The organism is Ligilactobacillus murinus DSM 20452 = NBRC 14221, assembly GCF_001591685.1.
Taxonomy (GTDB): Bacteria; Bacillota; Bacilli; order Lactobacillales; family Lactobacillaceae; genus Ligilactobacillus; species Ligilactobacillus murinus.
The window spans coordinates 1-16,456 of sequence record NZ_BCVJ01000002.1; the positions used below are offsets into that span (position 1 = coordinate 1).

General features: G+C 40.0%; 16 protein-coding genes. 8 read left to right on the plus strand and 8 right to left on the minus strand.

Features of this window, described 5'->3' with window-relative positions; genetic code table 11:
* Positions 1-22: 22 nt before the first annotated feature.
* On the minus strand, positions 23-385 hold the full coding sequence (locus LMU01S_RS00880; RefSeq protein ID WP_056960346.1) for an iron-sulfur cluster biosynthesis family protein: 363 nt from the start codon (positions 383-385) through the stop codon (positions 23-25).
* A gap of 161 nt (positions 386-546) precedes the next feature.
* On the opposite strand from LMU01S_RS00880, the gene LMU01S_RS00885 reads away from it, so the two are divergent.
* Together LMU01S_RS00885 and LMU01S_RS00890 are read left to right on the plus strand one after the other, a co-directional pair.
* A complete protein-coding gene (locus LMU01S_RS00885; protein ID WP_056960348.1) occupies positions 547-1,503 on the plus strand; it encodes an MBL fold metallo-hydrolase in 957 nt (318 codons plus the stop codon).
* A 15-nt stretch (positions 1,504-1,518) separates the two neighbouring features.
* Complete coding sequence (locus LMU01S_RS00890) at positions 1,519-1,833, plus strand: heavy metal-binding domain-containing protein (RefSeq protein WP_004047669.1); 315 nt, start codon at positions 1,519-1,521, stop codon at positions 1,831-1,833.
* A 101-nt stretch (positions 1,834-1,934) separates the two neighbouring features.
* Here LMU01S_RS00890 and LMU01S_RS00895 read toward each other — a convergent pair whose 3' ends face one another.
* Positions 1,935-3,365, minus strand: a complete 1,431-nt coding sequence (locus LMU01S_RS00895) for a C69 family dipeptidase (protein WP_056960351.1) — start codon at positions 3,363-3,365, stop codon at positions 1,935-1,937.
* A gap of 122 nt (positions 3,366-3,487) precedes the next feature.
* Between LMU01S_RS00895 and thmT the strand changes: the two genes are divergently transcribed.
* Entirely contained in the window at positions 3,488-3,676 is a 189-nt protein-coding gene (thmT, locus tag LMU01S_RS00900) for a 2-hydroxymuconate tautomerase (protein WP_004047673.1), read from the plus strand.
* Positions 3,677-3,714: 38 nt separating this feature from the next.
* Here thmT and LMU01S_RS00905 read toward each other — a convergent pair whose 3' ends face one another.
* A complete protein-coding gene (locus LMU01S_RS00905; RefSeq protein WP_056960352.1) occupies positions 3,715-4,524 on the minus strand; it encodes a Cof-type HAD-IIB family hydrolase in 810 nt (269 codons plus the stop codon).
* A 147-nt stretch (positions 4,525-4,671) separates the two neighbouring features.
* On the opposite strand from LMU01S_RS00905, the gene LMU01S_RS00910 reads away from it, so the two are divergent.
* From LMU01S_RS00910 to LMU01S_RS00925, 4 genes are all read left to right on the plus strand, one after another.
* Positions 4,672-5,433 (plus strand): dienelactone hydrolase family protein, encoded by a 762-nt coding sequence (locus LMU01S_RS00910; RefSeq protein WP_056960582.1) that lies wholly within the window; start codon positions 4,672-4,674, stop codon positions 5,431-5,433.
* Positions 5,433-5,753 carry a metal-sulfur cluster assembly factor gene (locus tag LMU01S_RS00915; RefSeq protein ID WP_056960354.1) on the plus strand — a complete coding sequence of 107 codons (321 nt, stop codon included), beginning with the start codon at positions 5,433-5,435 and terminating at the stop codon, positions 5,751-5,753. The genes LMU01S_RS00910 and LMU01S_RS00915 overlap by 1 nt, the downstream gene beginning before the upstream one ends.
* A 13-nt stretch (positions 5,754-5,766) precedes the next feature.
* On the plus strand, positions 5,767-6,735 hold the full coding sequence (locus tag LMU01S_RS00920) for an ABC transporter permease (RefSeq protein WP_056960356.1): 969 nt from the start codon (positions 5,767-5,769) through the stop codon (positions 6,733-6,735).
* Between the two features lie 69 nt (positions 6,736-6,804).
* Entirely contained in the window at positions 6,805-8,178 is a 1,374-nt protein-coding gene (locus LMU01S_RS00925) for an RsmB/NOP family class I SAM-dependent RNA methyltransferase (protein WP_056960358.1), read from the plus strand.
* A gap of 78 nt (positions 8,179-8,256) precedes the next feature.
* Here LMU01S_RS00925 and LMU01S_RS00930 read toward each other — a convergent pair whose 3' ends face one another.
* On the minus strand, positions 8,257-9,024 hold the full coding sequence (locus tag LMU01S_RS00930; protein ID WP_056960361.1) for a DUF4931 domain-containing protein: 768 nt from the start codon (positions 9,022-9,024) through the stop codon (positions 8,257-8,259).
* A gap of 164 nt (positions 9,025-9,188) precedes the next feature.
* Here LMU01S_RS00930 and LMU01S_RS00935 point away from each other — a divergent pair, with 164 nt between their 5' ends.
* Positions 9,189-10,574, plus strand: a complete 1,386-nt coding sequence (locus LMU01S_RS00935) for a L,D-transpeptidase family protein (RefSeq protein WP_056960363.1) — start codon at positions 9,189-9,191, stop codon at positions 10,572-10,574.
* 112 nt (positions 10,575-10,686) lie between these two features.
* On the opposite strand, the gene LMU01S_RS00940 is transcribed toward LMU01S_RS00935, so the two are convergent.
* From LMU01S_RS00940 to mvaD, 4 genes are all read right to left on the minus strand, one after another.
* The gene (locus tag LMU01S_RS00940) at positions 10,687-13,221 is read right to left on the minus strand and encodes a M1 family metallopeptidase (RefSeq protein ID WP_056960365.1); all 2,535 of its coding nucleotides are present in this window, start codon (positions 13,219-13,221) and stop codon (positions 10,687-10,689) included.
* 113 nt (positions 13,222-13,334) lie between these two features.
* Entirely contained in the window at positions 13,335-14,357 is a 1,023-nt protein-coding gene (fni, locus tag LMU01S_RS00945) for a type 2 isopentenyl-diphosphate Delta-isomerase (protein WP_056960367.1), read from the minus strand.
* Between the two features lie 4 nt (positions 14,358-14,361).
* A complete protein-coding gene (locus LMU01S_RS00950) occupies positions 14,362-15,438 on the minus strand; it encodes a phosphomevalonate kinase (RefSeq protein WP_056960369.1) in 1,077 nt (358 codons plus the stop codon).
* A 4-nt stretch (positions 15,439-15,442) separates the two neighbouring features.
* Positions 15,443-16,435 (minus strand): diphosphomevalonate decarboxylase, encoded by a 993-nt coding sequence (gene mvaD / locus LMU01S_RS00955; RefSeq protein WP_056960371.1) that lies wholly within the window; start codon positions 16,433-16,435, stop codon positions 15,443-15,445.
* Positions 16,436-16,456 lie beyond the last annotated feature (21 nt).

Here is a 16,456-nt window from a genome sequence, read left to right on the forward strand (position 1 = left end):
ATCCTAGGCTATTTTATTAGACTTAACTATTTTTGCGTAGATCGATAACATTCAATACTGGGGTCAATTCCCCTGAACTGTTACCTACAAGTCGCAAAGTCATATTTTGTGGATTTAATTTGAGCTCCATGACTTGATCTAAGTATATGTCAGAGTAGCCTTTGTAGTATACATCACCAAGCTCAGTCGTTATTTTCTCGTTATAATCGTGGATGTCTTCAGTTTTATCAACGATCACTAATTGAAAGGCTTGGTTTAAAGAACATACACCTACTTTGGAAAAAGGACCAACGCCATCATCAAAATCGAGTAGAACAAGGGCATTTTGATCTTCAAAAAATGGACGCAATTTATTAGCTGCTTCATCTGTAATGGTTAACTTCATTTTAAAATACCTCCTTTAACTGATGTATATATTATCTACCACTTGCTAATTGTTTACAACATATATGCTTACAAAAAGTTAGCTGTATGAAGATAGAATTATTTACATGTTTCGCTTATAATTGAATTAGTTAGAAAATTTAAGAAAGGCCAGGTGATAATATGTCCTTGACCATTAAAAATGAAGGTAGTATCTGTCTTGAGTCTAAGCAAACGATCATACTTGATCCGAAAGAAAAAGTGGCTTTTACAACGGGCGATATTTACTTGTTTACGCATTTATCGACTGATCTTTTGCAGATCTTAGCCGATAAGCGGCGTAAAAATCTTGTTTATTTACCACAGATGTTACTTAAACAGCTGCAAAAATTAGTTCAAGCAGGTTTCATCAGACCTTTGAATTTTAGAAAAATAAAGTGCTATCCCTATAATTATCCCGTTCAGATATCAGATCTTTGGGTCACGGCGTTTCCAAGTGATGATGGTTTGAATGGAGCAGTCAGTTTATTACTTGAACATGAAGGCAAAGCACTTGGCTATACGGGTCGATTTATTACACGTGGGGCACATAAAAAACGGATCAAAAAATGGAAAAAAGCTTTTCAGACGGCTAAGTTAGATCTGTTGTTATTAGATAGTGCAGCTTTACAGACCAGTGAAGTTTTTGTATCAAACACTAAAAAGTTCAAACGTTTCTTAACAAATCTGTCCCCGACAGACTTGCCAGCTTTAAAATTATCAAAATTAGCCCCAGAAGAGATCTTAGAATATCAAGAAATAGCTAAACAAGCAGGCAGAACTTTATTGCTTGCACCAGATCTTGCTATTTTAGCTAAATTATTATTTCCATTTGATGATTTTACAGCTATAACGCCAACTAATTTAAAATTAGCCGAGGAAAAGCCAGAAAAATTCATAATGCAAGCGGAAATGACTAAGCAAGCTACGGTCGTCTATAATAAGGATAGTATTAAAGACATAGATGTGATCGCGGCAGATCAAAGTGAGAGCGAATTAAAAGAGGTCGTGCATGTGATCGCACCGGCTCAATGTTTGAGCTATGGTGAAAAGACATTAGAGGGGGTCGAACCCTTGACTAAGGCAGTTAGTTTTTCATAAGAAAGGGTGTAGTAAATGTTAGTTGTAACAACAGAACATATTCCAGGCAAACAATATGAAGTGCTTGGTACAGCATTTGGGGTGACGACCCAATCGCGCAATATTGCCAGTGATTTTGGTGCAGGTCTAAAGAGCATCGTTGGTGGGGAGATCAAGGGATACACGAAGATGTTAAATAATTCCCGTCACGAAGCTATTGAGCGTTTAAAACAAGAAGCCAAAGCTATGGGAGCTGATGCTGTTGTCATGATGCGCTTTGATTCGGGCTCGATCAGTGCAGATATGCAATCAGTGGCTGCATACGGTACTGCTGTAAAATTTATTGACTAATAAAGTAAAAGATATTTAAGCATATAAAGATCCCCGGTAGAAGTTGGTAGATAACTTCTGCCGGGGATCTTATTTGATTCAAAAAGTAAAAAAACTATATTTTATAAATTAGCGTCAGTCTTGAAGTTCAGTGGTGAAAGATCTGTTGCTTCAGTGATCAGTTCAGCGGTCAGTTTCTGCGTTTCGCTTAAGCCTAATGCCTGCATCTCAAGGGATGCTTTAGTTAATAATTCACTTAAAGCAAGCGGATCATTTACCGTCAACGCTTTTTTATCTGTTTGTTTAATGATCTGGGTGAATTTGATAGCAAGTTCTTTTTTTAGATCCAAAACTTTTGGTCCAAATTGTGCATAGTGAGGATCGACTAAGACGCCAAGCAATTTATAGACCCAGTAAGCTGAGTCGCTCGAATACGTCTTTTGTCCGACTTTGTAAGCGGGGTGGACCTCAGTGCTACCTGCATAGACGGGGACAAAAACACTTTGTGCAGTAACCCCCATTGCGACCCAGTGAAGACCAGCGATCTCAACTGGTAAGTTTGGGCGAAGTTGGAGCAAGTGTGATTCTTGTGTTTTAGCTAAGCTGATCGGTCTAAATTTGTTTTTTTCTGGAGCCTTGCCTAGTGGATCGTAAGGTGTATTTTGGAAATGTGCGCCTAAGACATATTTTAGATCATCCATATACAATAAGCGGTCAGCCCTTTGAATAAATGGTAATTCTTCGCTCATTGGATCTTGTTTGACACTAGGTGTTAGGTAACGTTGGCCATCCCAGACCCGTGGAGTACTGTAGATCTCATCGGACAATTCGTGTGTTCCAAAAATATTGCGGAAATTAAAGCATGTTGGATCAGGATTTAAATGGTTAGTGGCTACAAATTCTTGGATCCCAGTTGAAAAGATAAAGTTAGCCGGATCGTTAAAATCGATCTCTTGGATCGCTAGTTGGTTAGCCACTACAGCATAACAATCATCGGGGATCCTTTGCGCAACAAAGTGGTGACCTGAACCGGTTTCTAAATACCAAACTTCTTCTTGATCAGCAAATAAGATCCCGTTAGACTCGCAAGTACCGTATTTTTCAATGATCTGTCCCAGGCGTTTTACACCTTCGCGGGCTGTTTTAACATATGGCAAAACGACCGTGACCATGGCCTCTTCGCCGATCCCATCTTTGACAAGTGGATCGAAGCCTAAAACGCGTTCGTTGGCATAGGCACTTTCGGTGGCACTCATGGCTACTCCGTATTCATTGATCCCATCTTCTTCAAATAAGCCAAATTCGTCTGTCCACTCTGGTGTGGCACTGTATTTGAACCGAACTTGTGGTAGTGGCATTTTAAAGCCGTTATCTTTTGAGATAAATTCTTGTGGCGCATCAAATTCTTGATGGGGATGGATGACCATGTGTTTAGGCCAAGCACTTTTGGCATCTTCATTGCGTCCGATCACAGTCGAACCATCAGCCATCGCTTTTTTTCCGACTAAGATGCTAGTGCAAGCGGAAAATTCGAAACTTTTATAAAGTGTCATAAAGAGACGTCCTTTCATCAGGTGATTAGTTTTATTTTAGCAGACTGACAGAACTAAAAACAATTGCACTTGTACCAAAACTTTGTCATAATTAACGTATTAACAAAAAGGAGATGACAATAATGCCATTAGTTCATATCGAACTTATCGAAGGTCGTAGCCAAGAACAACTTAAAAACTTAGTTAAAGACGTAACTAAGGCAGTGGTTGAAAACACTGGTGCTCCAGCTGAACACGTTCACGTTGTATTAAATGAAATGCAAAAAGATCGTTACGCTGTTGGCGGTGTGTTAAAGAGCGACGAAAACTAAAATAAAAGTCGAGATCTCGGTCTCGACTTTTATTTATTCTAAGCTAACTTTAAATATTCTTCTAAGTAATGTGCTAAGCCATCTTCTTTATTGGTCAAAGGCGTAATATCGTTAGCCAATGCTTTGAGTTTATCTGTCCCATTTTGCATAACTACGCCCCAGCCAGCATAATCGATCATTTCAGCATCATTATGTTCATCGCCAAAGGCCAGAATGTTTTTACGGTCGATCTTAAAGGTATCGGCTAAGAATTTGACCCCATGAGCTTTATTGACGCCCTTAGGTGATAGTTCTAGGATCGGGTTAGGACCGCCCCAAACGCCAACGTTGATCTTGTCACCAAAATTTTCTTCTAGAGCAGAGACCGTTTTAGGCAATTGAAGCTTATCAACTAACATCGTCATTGCTGATGGATTTTCTTGTAAGTTTATCTTATTTAAGACTTCATTAGCTTTTAACGTTACTGGAAAGAAATCATCGATCACGGTATTGGGAACATCAGCTAAGGCCATATTTTTACCTTCAGCCGCAACAACTTTGATCCCAAGTTGCTCTTTAGCAGCTAAGATCTCAAAAGCGATATTACGGTTAAAGGTCAAAGCATATTCTTTATCCCAAGTTTGATGGGGAATATGGCCCACGGCACCATTAAAGTTGATCATTGGTGATTTAAGGCCTAAAAAATCATAATAGTTTTCTGAGATCCGATTAGGGCGTCCAGTTACGATCGAAACGAGATGTCCTGCTGCTGTAGCTTTGGTTAAAACTTCTTTAGTTTTAGGTGTTATTTGACTATTTTCATTTAATGTCGTGCCATCAAGATCGATCGCGATCAGTTTTTGTTCCATAGAATCAATCCTTAAAAATTTGTAGTATATCTGCTTAAAGTTATCACAAACTTAAATAAAAAACAACGGATAAGGAACTAATTTTGCAATCATTTTGAAGATAATAGTGTATAATTTTAAGGGAAAGATCAAGAAGGGGGGATTATGATGATCGAGATCATCACAAAAAAAATCGAGGGTTTACCTGTTTTAGAAGTCGTAGCTAAAAAATATCGCACTCAAAAATTACCGCTGATCGTTTTTTATCACGGTTGGACTGGTTGCAAAGAACGAGTCTTAACAGAAGGTTACGAATTAGCTAAACGTGGCTTTAGAGTGGTCTTACCAGATGCTAAGTTTCATGGTCAAAGACAAAGCGGACCTGTTATTAGACATCGCCAAGAATTTTGGCAGATCGTAGCTAGTTCGGTCAAAGAGCTACCACTTTTGGTAAATTATTATCGCCAAACGAGCGGGATCAAAGATGATCTAGTTGGTGTCAGTGGACTTTCGATGGGAGCGATCACGACCTGTGCTTTATTGACCGTGTATGATTGGATCAAAGCAGGTGTAAGTTTGATGGGCTCACCTTGTCCGACGGCGTTTGCCCGTCAGTTACTGGAAGAGTTACCAGGCTTAGCAGATATTCCAGCTAGTTTTGTCGATCAGCAATTAGCTCAACTTGAGCTGATCGACCTATCAAAGCATCCTGAACGGATCGCGGGGCGACCAGTACATTTTTGGCATGATACTGCTGATCAAATGGTACCATATGCGCCAGATAAAGCATTTTTTGACAGTATCCAAGGGAAAGATTATGCTAGAAATACATCATTTACAACGACCACAGGACAAGGGCATAAGGTAAATTATGCAACTGCGGTCGAGATGGCAGAAAAATTTGAAGAGTATTTTGGAGGAATTCGATGATGGAACCACGAGATAGTGAATTGATCAAAAAAGATATTTTAGATGCCCTTGAAACGGTGATCGATCCGGAATTAGGGGTGGATATCGTCAACTTAGGCTTGATCTATTCCGTCGATCTAAAAGAAGATGGCCTATGTATCGTTCAGATGACTTTGACTACGATGGGCTGCCCCTTGACGAATTTATTGGCTGATATGGTCGAACGTTCGCTGGATGGAATCGCTGAAGTTAAAAAGGTCGAAGTCGAATTTGTTTGGGAACCAGCCTGGACAATGGACCGTATGACTAGTTATGCTAAGATGGCGCTAGGGATCCACTAACGGAGGCGTTTTTGTGTTAAAAAGAAAAATCGTTGTTGTGTTGTATATTGCCTTGATCTCATTTTTTTGTGTCTATCTATTTTTTAAGATCCAAGAACGTGACTTGATCATTCAATTGAATAATAACAACCTCTCTTTAGATGCGTATAAGATCACGCTCAAGCAAGATATCTCACTGGCAGAACTTGATCAAAAGATAAAGGACAATGATAAATTAACTGATGTCCAGCTCCATTACCAAGCTAAAGATCAGCGTAATGTGACTTATTTTTACGGTAAGGGCGATTATACGCAACCACCATTACTTTCGGGGCATTTCTTTTCAAGTGCTGACTTTGAATCGGATGTTCCATTGGCAGTCGTTGGAAAAAATTATGAAAAAAAACTGTATGAACCTAAAGATCAGGCATATTTGAAACTAGATGGTAATTATTTGCCTGTGATCGGTGTGATGGGCGACAACTATCACTCAGATCTAGATGATCAGATATTTATTGCAGCTTCGACCCAGAAATTGGCCACAGCACAGACAAATGATTATCGAATCGTTTTGGATAGTTTGACCCCGATCGATGCTAAAGTCTTAAAAAAAGAGCTTGGCTTATTATCAGCTACTAGATTAGTCAAAAAGAATTTCATCATTTCAGATGAATCGTGGTTAGTCTCACATTGGGCGCAAGTTCTAGGATTATTTGCGGCAGCGGTCGGTTTTCTAGCGCAAATGGCTGTTTGGTTGATATCATCACGACGCCGCTATAACGAAGCTGTATTTTTGCAAGCTGATCCTGCTAAATTTGCTTTTGAAGAATGGCGCACATATTCGCTCTGGGTGGGACTAGGTACGCTCATTGGGGGCATGGCAGGGATGTTTGTTTTCCAAATGACGACGTATACTTATCTGTTACTGACGATAGGTTCGATCTATCTGGGAAGTAGTCTGCTATTTTACCTATTGATCGTTTCAAGGTTGAAAAAAGAGTGAGGATTTAATCCAAAATAAGTTACAAATAATGAAAAGCTATGTTATATAGCAGAAGAGGTTTTTTAAGAAGTGAAGTTACCAGAAGATTTTAAGAAAAAATATCAAGCTCTGTTGGGTGCCCAAGCCCCAGCCTTCTTTGAAAGTTTATCTGGCGAAGTACAAAAGGGCTTTCGACTTAATCCGTTAAAAGATAACTATAAAAAAGTTACTAATTCACTGGACGAACCGGTTGAATATGTTGCGACCGGTTATGTAGGCGAAGTTAGTGGAAAGACGTTGGAACATCAAGCAGGGTATATATATAGTCAAGATCTAAGTGCAATGTATGTCGGTGAGGTGGTCAAAGCTAAGCCAGGCGAGAAGATCTTAGACCTTTGTGCTGCACCTGGGGGAAAATCGACGCAGATCATTGAAAAGATGGCAAATCAAGGTCTATTAGTTTCAAATGAGATCAATAAAAAACGGGCTTTGATCTTAGCTGAGAATATGGAACGGACTGGGGCACGAAATTCGATCGTCTTAAATGAAGATCCAGCTACCTTGGCTCAAAACTTTAAAGCCTATTTTGATAAGATCGTAGTTGATGCGCCTTGCTCAGGTGAAGGAATGTTTCGCAAAGATCCACATGCGATCACATATTGGCATGCAAATTATCCAGCGCAATGTGCTAAGCGTCAGCGTGAGATCTTAACTGAAGCGGTAAAAATGTTAGCGGTTGGTGGTGAATTGATCTACTCGACTTGTACATTTGCGCCTGAAGAAGACGAACAGATCATCAGCTGGTTATTACAAGAATATCCTTACTTTGAGATCGTGCCTTTACAAAAGTATACTGGCATGGACAGTGGGATCCCAGCTTGGGGCAATGATGAGCCCACACTAACAGGGACCATTCGCTTGATGCCACATCACTTTAAAGGTGAGGGGCATTTTATCGCTAAATTACGTGATACGCGACCAGTACAGGTTGTAAAAACTAAGAAAAATAAGCGTAAAAAGCAAAATAAAGCAAGCTTGACCCAAGAGCAAGTTGCTTTATGGAAAGAATTTTCAGCTAATTTCTTAAAGCAAGATCTCTTCAAAGTAACTGAATTGCAATGCTACGGCGACCATCTTTATTATTACAATAAAAATTGGCCTGACATATCACGCTTAAAGTTTATGCGTCCGGGGTTATTGCTTGGCATCTTTAAGAAAAAGCGTTTTGAACCTAGCTATACACTGGCTTTATCCTTAAGTGCAACGGAAACAGATCAAAAATTAGCGTTGACCTATGAACAATGGCAACAATATGTGGCAGGTAATACAGTGACTGTGACCACGCCCCATAAGAATGGGTGGTATTTATTGATCTGTGATGATAAACCCTTTGCATTTGGTAAAGTCGTCAATGGTACGGTCAAAAACTTCTTCCCTAAAGGCTTACGTTTTAGTTTTGAATAAGACACTGTAGTCAATGCTGTATAAATAATGAGGGACCTATCAGGATGCAAACACATCGTGATAGGTCCCTCATTTTTGCTAGTTTAGATATTTTTCTTTGAGGTCTTTTATAACTTCAGCGGTAAACTCAGCATCGAATTTTTGACTGATAAAATAACCTACGAAATACGGTGATACGATAAAACGTGGAACTACTTTACAGTAGAGTTTATCGGTCAATTTATAAAAAAAGAGGTTATAAGCTTTACAACGTCCATCATTAAAGTCAGCGAGTAAATATGAAACGACTTCTTTGATATAGTCAGCTGCCGGTGTGATACTTTTTTCATCAAAACTGATGTTAAATTCCAAGAAGCCCATGATGGGGTGATCGGAGATGTTAAGCGTTGCCCCAGCTTTAGTTGCGACCGTATCACCACTAAAGTAAGCTGGAGCGATCTCACGGTAACCATCGGCCTCTAAAAGTCCAACGATCTGCATGTGCGGGTGTGAAAGTGAACCGCCAGAAAGTTTACCATAGTTTTTATACAGCAAAACACTTTTATATTTAGGATCATTATAAAATACTTTCCACTGTTTGATCGCATAAGCTAGAATATTTTGCCATTCTTCAGGCTCATAATTAGAGATATTACCATCGTGTTTAGCAGATTCGATCAAAACGAATTGATCGGTCTTTTCGAGTGTAGGATATTTATTTTTTAAAAAAATCATCTCACCTTGTTGATCGTAAATATCAGTTAAATGTCCAACGTCACAAAAAGGACAACTAGACTCAGCTGCTTTTGATAACCGCTTTTGTTTACCGATACTACGATTGAATGTCAACAGACTATTTGTTTCCATAAAATATTCACCTGATCCTTACTTGTCATAGGCTAAATTATAACATAACTTAAAAAAGTTTAAATACGTGAGGAAATAATTTGATTGTGCAAAACCTAAATAATAATTGTATTTTTTTGTAAAATGTTGTAACATAATTGTAATAATTCAATTAGAGGTGCGATATGAAATACAAAACCAAAGTTATACTCTATGTTGGAATTGCGATGTTAGCTTTTATTGGTGGTGCTTATTTTATCTATCAACAGCGGACCCATTTCAATGAAAATGTTACGATCAATGGGATCAATGTTGGTGGCTTGAACGCTAAAGAGGCACAAGAAAAGCTAGCTGCAGCTAAAGTTGAAAAGAAGGTCTATCTTAACAAGCAATTGATCTATACGGCAGAGCCGACCGAATCAGAATTTAGTTCAAAAGATCTAGCAAAATTTGAAGCTATCTTGAAAAAACAAGCCACGACTTTACCAAATGACAAAAAGATCAATTATACTTTGACCCCAGCTAAAGTTGATGGTAAAAAAGTGGCTTCGCTAAAAGCAAATGTAGAAGCAAAACTAAATGAGGCTGATCAGTCACGAAAAGCACCAGTTGATGCTTATGCGATCTTAGAAGGAGATGAAGTCAAGGTCGTCAAAGAACAAACAGGAAACAAATACGATGTTTCAGCGATCTTAAAAGAGTTCAGCCAAAAAGAAGGCAATAAAGATATCTATCTGACAGCTAAATACTTAAAGCCAGTCAAAGAAAACAGTGCAATTGTTAAACAAGAGGAAAAGAAACTAAAAGAATTGACCGGTAAAAAGATCACGTACACGGTACAAAAAACAGAATATGAGTTAACGACAGCGGATATTTTAACTTCAGCTCGGTATCAAGCTGGGAAATATCAATTTGATACGCAAGCGTTAAAGAATAAGGTGGTCGAGATCAATCAAAAACAAGCCACCTTAAATAAGAGCTTAGCTTTTAAGACAAGTGAAGGAAATGAGATAAGCGTTCCGGCTGGGACCTATGGCTGGGCGATCAGTGCTGATAAAGCTGAAAAGACTTTGACAAAAGCTTTGGAAAATGGTGAAACAAAAGTTGATGCCAAGCATGATATCTACGGTGAAGGCTATGACACACGTGGCACAGGCTACGATACAACAACTAATGGTGGGATCGGTAACACTTATGTTGAAGTTTCGATCGAAAAACAACATTTGTGGGCTTATCGTGATGGTCAACAAGTCGCTTCCATCGATGTTGTGACGGGGACCCAAAGTACACATAATGATACACCTAAGGGAGTCTTTTATGTTATGTATAAACAAACAAAGACGACCTTACGGGGATCAAGAGCTGATGGGTCAGCTTATGCTAGTCCAGTAGAATATTGGGTGCCATTTACTTTAGACGGTTGTGGTTTTCATGATGCAGATTGGCGGAAAAATTGGTCAAACACAGCTTATCTTGAAGAAGGTTCTTTAGGATGTGTCAATATGAAACCAAGTGAAGCGGCTAATGTTTTCAATAATTTGAGTCAAAGTGAACCAGTTGTTATCTACTAAAAAATAATGCATGAGACGATACGATCTGTGCTATATAAACGACCAGGCCTCCATGATGGATCTACATCGTGGGGGCCTGGTCGTTTATATTATTTGTGAAGATTTTGTCTGTTTATGAGTGTTTTTGATACCAAGCTAGTGAACTGAGTGCTTGCGCTACATTTGACTGTTGCACCTTAAGTAAGTTTACTCGGGCAAAGATCGCATGTTTAGCTAAGTTGATCTCGCGAGCTAAACCAGGTTCGGCTAATTTAGGTTCAAAGAAAGTGTTGAAGTCGGCATAAAGTTCGGGTGAGCTGAGCGTTTTACCGATCACGGTGATATAGGTAGTAAATTCCATGTCTCCACCTACAGTTTCTTCTAACCAAGTCCAATTTTGTTTGAGCCAAGCCCAAGCCAGTTTTTGCCCGACCGGATTGGCTAAGATCTCTTCTAGCCAAGCTCTGAGATCTTGGGGCTTGATGACAGCCGGATCTTTGAAGTTAGCTAATAATTCGGTCAATTGCGCTACTTTAGGTGAGCTAGTCAAAGCTTGTCTGAGATCTACCTTATAGCTAGGATCGACACTTTGTTGGTATTCCTTGAAAAATTCAGTGAAACAAGCATCTGAATTATGATTTACTAGCATATTTTTAAGTGCCACGCCTCGGATCTCAGCTGGTAGTTTAGCCCAATCAGTCTTAGTTGGAGGGAAATATAATTGTTCATCTACGACCTGTTTGACTTTAGCGTAAAGTTCAGTCTTTAAAAGTAGTGGTTGTATCAATTCTTGGTCTAGCTGGGAAAAACTAGCTGGTTCTTGGCTAAGGCTGGCCTTTAAAATACTTGTAAAACTGACCACTAAAGTACACAGATCATCATGTGCAGTAGTGTCTGAGCCAACAAAGAGTTTTAAGAGATCTAATAATTGCAGTAAAGCTCGTGTAACTAATTGGCTATGATCATTTTTGAAGTTAGCCGCTAATTCAAGGACTTGGGGCAATGAAATAACTTGAGCTTGAGCCAATAAAACTAGAGCTTGCAGTAAACTAAAACGTGTGAGTGTATCCGTTTGGGGTGATTTTTTTAGAAGATCACCTAAGAGCTCAGGACTGTAATCAACGATAAAATGTGCGTTATTGTTCACATTTAATTGTAAAGCAGAGCCATGTTTTTGTCTTAGACTAGTATAGTCTTTGAGGATCAAACGTTTTTGAGTCATTAAAGCGGGTAATTCAGGGTAATTACTCATCAAGGGGATCGGCCATAGTTGGTCGGATGTTACACTAGGATCAGTAAAGAATTGCCGCTGTTCGAGTAAAAGATCATTTCCTATTTTTTTAACACTAACTACCGGATAACCAGAGCAATTGAGCCAAGTAGACATTATTTTTGGAAGATCAAGCTCTGTTTTTTGCGTTAAAGCTTGCCAAAGATCAGCCCCAGTGGCGTTACCATAGGCATGACTGGCAAAATATTGTTTTAAGCCTAGGCGTAAGGCAGTATCACCGATCAAGGCACGGACCATAACAAGCATGCGGGCGCCTTTAGCATAAACGATCGCACTATCAAAGAGTGCATCGATCTCGGCCGGATCTTCGACTGGCGTATAGATGGACTGGACTCCAGCTAAAGCATCCCGGTTCAAAGCTAATGGGACTTCAGTACTTTGAAAAGTTTGCCAGATCTTCCAGTTTGGTTCTAGCGCATCGATGCAAACATACTCCATCATATTGGCAAAGCTTTCATTTAACCACAGATCATCCCACCATTTCATCGTTACTAGATCGCCAAACCATTGATGTGCCAATTCATGTGCGATCACAGTCGCGACTCTTTGTTTGGTCTCTAAAGTCGTATTGTCAGGGTCTAGCAAAAGATAGGCTTCTCGATAAGTAATGATCCCCCAATTTTCCATCGCACCGGCTGAAAAATCTGGCAAAGCCACTTGCCAAGAATGTGGGAGCGGATAAGGCGTTTGGTAATAGTCTTCAAAGAAATCAAGGGCACGTTTGGCAATATCTAAAGCAAAATCTAATTCTTTTGGCTGGTGAGCTTTAGTTGAAAACACACCTACTTTGATCCCAGAAGCAGTCGTAGTGGTTTTGCTTTGCAGTTCCCCTAAAACAAAGCAGACAAGGTAAGTTGACATTTTAGGAGTCGTTTCAAAATAATGGACCCCAGCGCTAACACTTTTTTCTGGCATATTGCTTAAGACTTGTTCACCTGGCTGTTCATCGAATTTTATAGCCAGATCAAAAGTCGCTTTGGCGTCAGGTTCATCGACGCAGACAAAGGCTTCTCGGGCTGCATCAGTTTCAAATTGCGTCCCGATCAATTGCTTTTTTTGCCCTGCTAGCTCGTAGTAAGAAGGGTAGATCCCCATCATTGTATCAGTTAACTTTGCAGTATATGTAATTTCTAAAGTGACTTTTCCAGTAAAGCCAAGTTCTAGGTAAAGGGCATCTTTTGTTTCATCAAGGTCAAAGGCGTGAGGTTGCCCATTGACCAAGACTTCAGTGATCTGAAGTTTTTTTTGATGAAGCCAAACGGTCTCAGTTAAGGCCAAACCAGTGATCGTTGTTTTACCAAAGAAATGTTTTTGTTGGCGATCTAAGTCAAAATAAAGATCGTAGTTTTGTGGTTTGAATGTTGTTGCAAAATGCATAAGCTCACCTTCTAAATATAAGTTAGTGCCAATTATATTCTTTTTTTGTCAGAATTAAAAGTAACTCTTTAAAATATAAAAAAACCGCTCCATTTAAAGGAACGGTAATTACTTTAAAGTTGTGATCTGAAAGCCAGTAATTCAGCTGATAAAACGTAAGGCGCTTGTTGTAATTCAGTAATATTTTTACAGCCTACTAATAGCATGATCTGCGCCAATTGTTGTTTGAGGTCTTCGATCAATGCGATCAAACCGGTAGTGCCTTCTTTTAAGAGGGTGTGTAAAAATAAGCCTGAGATCCCCACATTATCTGCTCCTAGTGCAATACATTTGGCGATATCTAATGCATTTCTGATCCCACCAGAAGCTGTAAAAGAAAAATCAGCTTTATAGGGCTGAGCTGCTAGTAAGACCTCAGCTGTCGTCAAACCAAGATCGGTCAAAAAGTGATATTCTTTTCGTTTACGGCGTTCATTTTCGATCGCAATAAAATTAGTCCCACCTTTTCCGGAAAGGTCGACATACTTGACGTGACATTGTTTTAACTTGGCTAAAGCAATTGGCGAGATCCCACCGCCAACTTCCTTAACGATCACAGGGACAGCTAAATTTTGGGTGACCTGCTTTAAATTTTCTAACCAGTAGAATCTACGGTCACCTTCAGGCATAACTAATTCCTGGGCCGCATTTAAATGTAATTCCAAGGCATCAGCGGACAGCATGGCGACCGCTTTTTGACAATTTTCTAAAGGGTGATCAGCTCCAAGATTACCGATCACCATATTTTCTGGGAGCAAAGCCCGTAAAGTTGTGAAACCTTGGGCATATTTAGGGGATTTGAGTCCGACACTTTGCGAGCCCGTTGCCATAGCTAGCCCGGTCTTGTTTGCAACATAGGCTAATTTTTCATTTATTTTATCGGTTTGTGGACTCCCACCAGTCATTGCATTGATAAAGAAAGGGTAAGCTACCTGTTTTCCAGCCAATGTAGTCGTGAGCGTTATCTCATCTAGTCCAAGCTCTGGTAAGGTCGCAGGTAAGAGGCGGACTTGATCTAAACCATTATCAGCAATGGGGCGGTATTGTTTTTCAGCAATAAAAACATGTTCATCTTTACGGTGTGCGTGGATATCCATCGGCTCAGCTCCTGTCTAAAGTAGAGTAAATATTAAAGGGAAGTGGAGTGATCCCAGCTTGTCTCCAAGCGCTTAAGAGCTCATTTAAAGGGCGCTCTTTAGCCAAAATAGCGATCCCACAATCCCCACCACCAGCACCTGAAGTTTTAGCTTGACCACCAAATTTTTGGGCTAAGGTGATCAGCTGATGTAATTTAGGGGTCTCGATGGTCACTTGGGAAAATGTTTCAAGTGAGCGCAATAATTCGCGATCACGTGCCAGTTGTTGCATGATCATTTCCAGATCTTGTTGCTTGAAAGCAGCGATCATTTGGGAAATACAGAGCATACTTTGTTCTAGAAAATAGTCATATTTACGTTGGCGTTCCTCTTTTGAGAGCGCAACTTCATTGACTAGATTGGAAGTTGAAGCAGGTGAACCAGTCCAACCGATCAAAAGGTGCAATCGTGGTGGCGCCTTAAGAGGTTCGATCTGCAGTTTAGGCCAAGTGAGCTTTAATAATTCGGTCAGGGAATGGTCTTTTAATGCTTGGAGCAACCATGAACGATCAAAGGAATGATAGGCGATCCAGCCACCAAAGCTACTAGCTGCAATATCACCTAGTGAACCATTTTTTTGAACGAGATAATGAGCGCTGGCTGCGAGCTTGAAGATCTCAAGTGGAGTCAGCGCTAATTTGTAGTAGGCAGCCAGTGCTTTGACTGTGGCAACAGTAACGGCTGCTGAAGAGCCTAGGCCATATTTTTTGCCATCAGGGCTATCTAGATCACTATCAAGTTGTAATTTGAAAGTCGATAGCTGGCAGTTTTGCTCTTTAGCATAGCGTTCAGTCAGCTCGATGGCCTTGAGGACATAGGCAAATTTTGAGGTCGCTTGGGTCGTTTGCAGTTGATCGTTTTTACGTGTCCAAGAGATATCTTGACCTAGCAATTGTTTTGAGGACACTAGACCTTGCTTGGCTTGACTGATCGTGGCATAAACGAATTGATCGACTGCAATCAAAATAGCCGGCTGTCCAGGTTCAACAACGGCATATTCACCAGCAATATAGAGTTTTCCTGGAGCTTTTACAGTAGGCAAAAAATCAATTCCTTTCCGAATTTTTAATTTCTAAGATCTCTGCGCCAGGACCAGCTGAGGCGACTAAAAGTTGCTCGTTTGAAAATTCTTGACTTAATGAATCCATGATGGCTTCAAGATCTTTTCCTTGACAGATGACCTTGACGTTAGGCCCAGCATCCATCGTGTAGTAACACTCTAGCCCTTGATCACGCAATTGCTCGACAAGTTGCATTGCTTTTAGACTTTCAGCTTCAAAATAGTTAAAGTGTGGTGTCGCACTAAGATTTAAAGCGTGCATACACATAGCATTACCTTCTGCGATCTTACCTAATTGTGTAAAATCTTTTTCCGCGATCGCTTGTTTGAGTGCTAAGAGATCTTCTTTTGAACGTTTTACCCAAGCTGAATAGTAAGGTGAAGTATGGACAACAGTTTGCATGCCAGCGCGTGAAGCGATCTTTTTTTGTTTATCGTTGACAACGATCGCGATCATTTTTAGGTCCCAATCTAAATTTTCCACCAAAGGAACTGCATATGATGTCTGATCAGAATCACCTTTTTGCCACTCCACAAAACCACCATAGATCGAGCGACAAGCAGAACCAGAACCACGGCGAGCTAAGCGTGATAAGTCTTTAGAGCTAAGATCTAATCCCAAAGCTTTGCTGCCAGCTAAAGCTAAGGCAGCATAAGCACTCGCAGAAGAGGCTAATCCAGCCATAGTCGGGACGTGATTAGTCGATTCAACTCGTGCAAAAAGTTGGCTAGCAGCCATTTGCCGAATAATGTCCAAAAATTTAGTGATCTTAGTTGTTTCTTGGGCTTGACCGTTGAGTGTGAACTGGTCAGCTGTCAAAGTTGGATCGAATTGGACAGTCGTATCGGTGTAAAAATGGTCCAACGTCAAAGAAAGGGAATTGTTTTGCGGGATGATGAGTTTCTCATCTGCTTTGCCCCAATATTTAACAAGTGCGATATTTGTATGTGCACGAGCAGTTACTTTAGGTGTTTTCATCTGATATTACCTATATAAATG

Excerpts from the sequence above, each read along its gene's own strand:
- LMU01S_RS00880 (WP_056960346.1), bottom strand. The coding sequence starts at position 385 with ATGAAGTTAACCATTACAGATGAAGCAGCTAATAAATTGCGTCCATTT.
- LMU01S_RS00885 (WP_056960348.1), top strand. The coding sequence starts at position 547 with ATGTCCTTGACCATTAAAAATGAAGGTAGTATCTGTCTTGAGTCTAAG.
- LMU01S_RS00890 (WP_004047669.1), top strand. The coding sequence starts at position 1,519 with ATGTTAGTTGTAACAACAGAACATATTCCAGGCAAACAATATGAAGTG.
- LMU01S_RS00895 (WP_056960351.1), bottom strand. The coding sequence starts at position 3,365 with ATGACACTTTATAAAAGTTTCGAATTTTCCGCTTGCACTAGCATCTTA.
- thmT (WP_004047673.1), top strand. The coding sequence starts at position 3,488 with ATGCCATTAGTTCATATCGAACTTATCGAAGGTCGTAGCCAAGAACAA.
- LMU01S_RS00905 (WP_056960352.1), bottom strand. The coding sequence starts at position 4,524 with ATGGAACAAAAACTGATCGCGATCGATCTTGATGGCACGACATTAAAT.
- LMU01S_RS00910 (WP_056960582.1), top strand. The coding sequence starts at position 4,672 with ATGATCGAGATCATCACAAAAAAAATCGAGGGTTTACCTGTTTTAGAA.
- LMU01S_RS00915 (WP_056960354.1), top strand. The coding sequence starts at position 5,433 with ATGGAACCACGAGATAGTGAATTGATCAAAAAAGATATTTTAGATGCC.
- LMU01S_RS00930 (WP_056960361.1), bottom strand. The coding sequence starts at position 9,024 with ATGGAAACAAATAGTCTGTTGACATTCAATCGTAGTATCGGTAAACAA.
- LMU01S_RS00935 (WP_056960363.1), top strand. The coding sequence starts at position 9,189 with ATGAAATACAAAACCAAAGTTATACTCTATGTTGGAATTGCGATGTTA.
- LMU01S_RS00940 (WP_056960365.1), bottom strand. The coding sequence starts at position 13,221 with ATGCATTTTGCAACAACATTCAAACCACAAAACTACGATCTTTATTTT.
- fni (WP_056960367.1), bottom strand. The coding sequence starts at position 14,357 with ATGGATATCCACGCACACCGTAAAGATGAACATGTTTTTATTGCTGAA.
- mvaD (WP_056960371.1), bottom strand. The coding sequence starts at position 16,435 with ATGAAAACACCTAAAGTAACTGCTCGTGCACATACAAATATCGCACTT.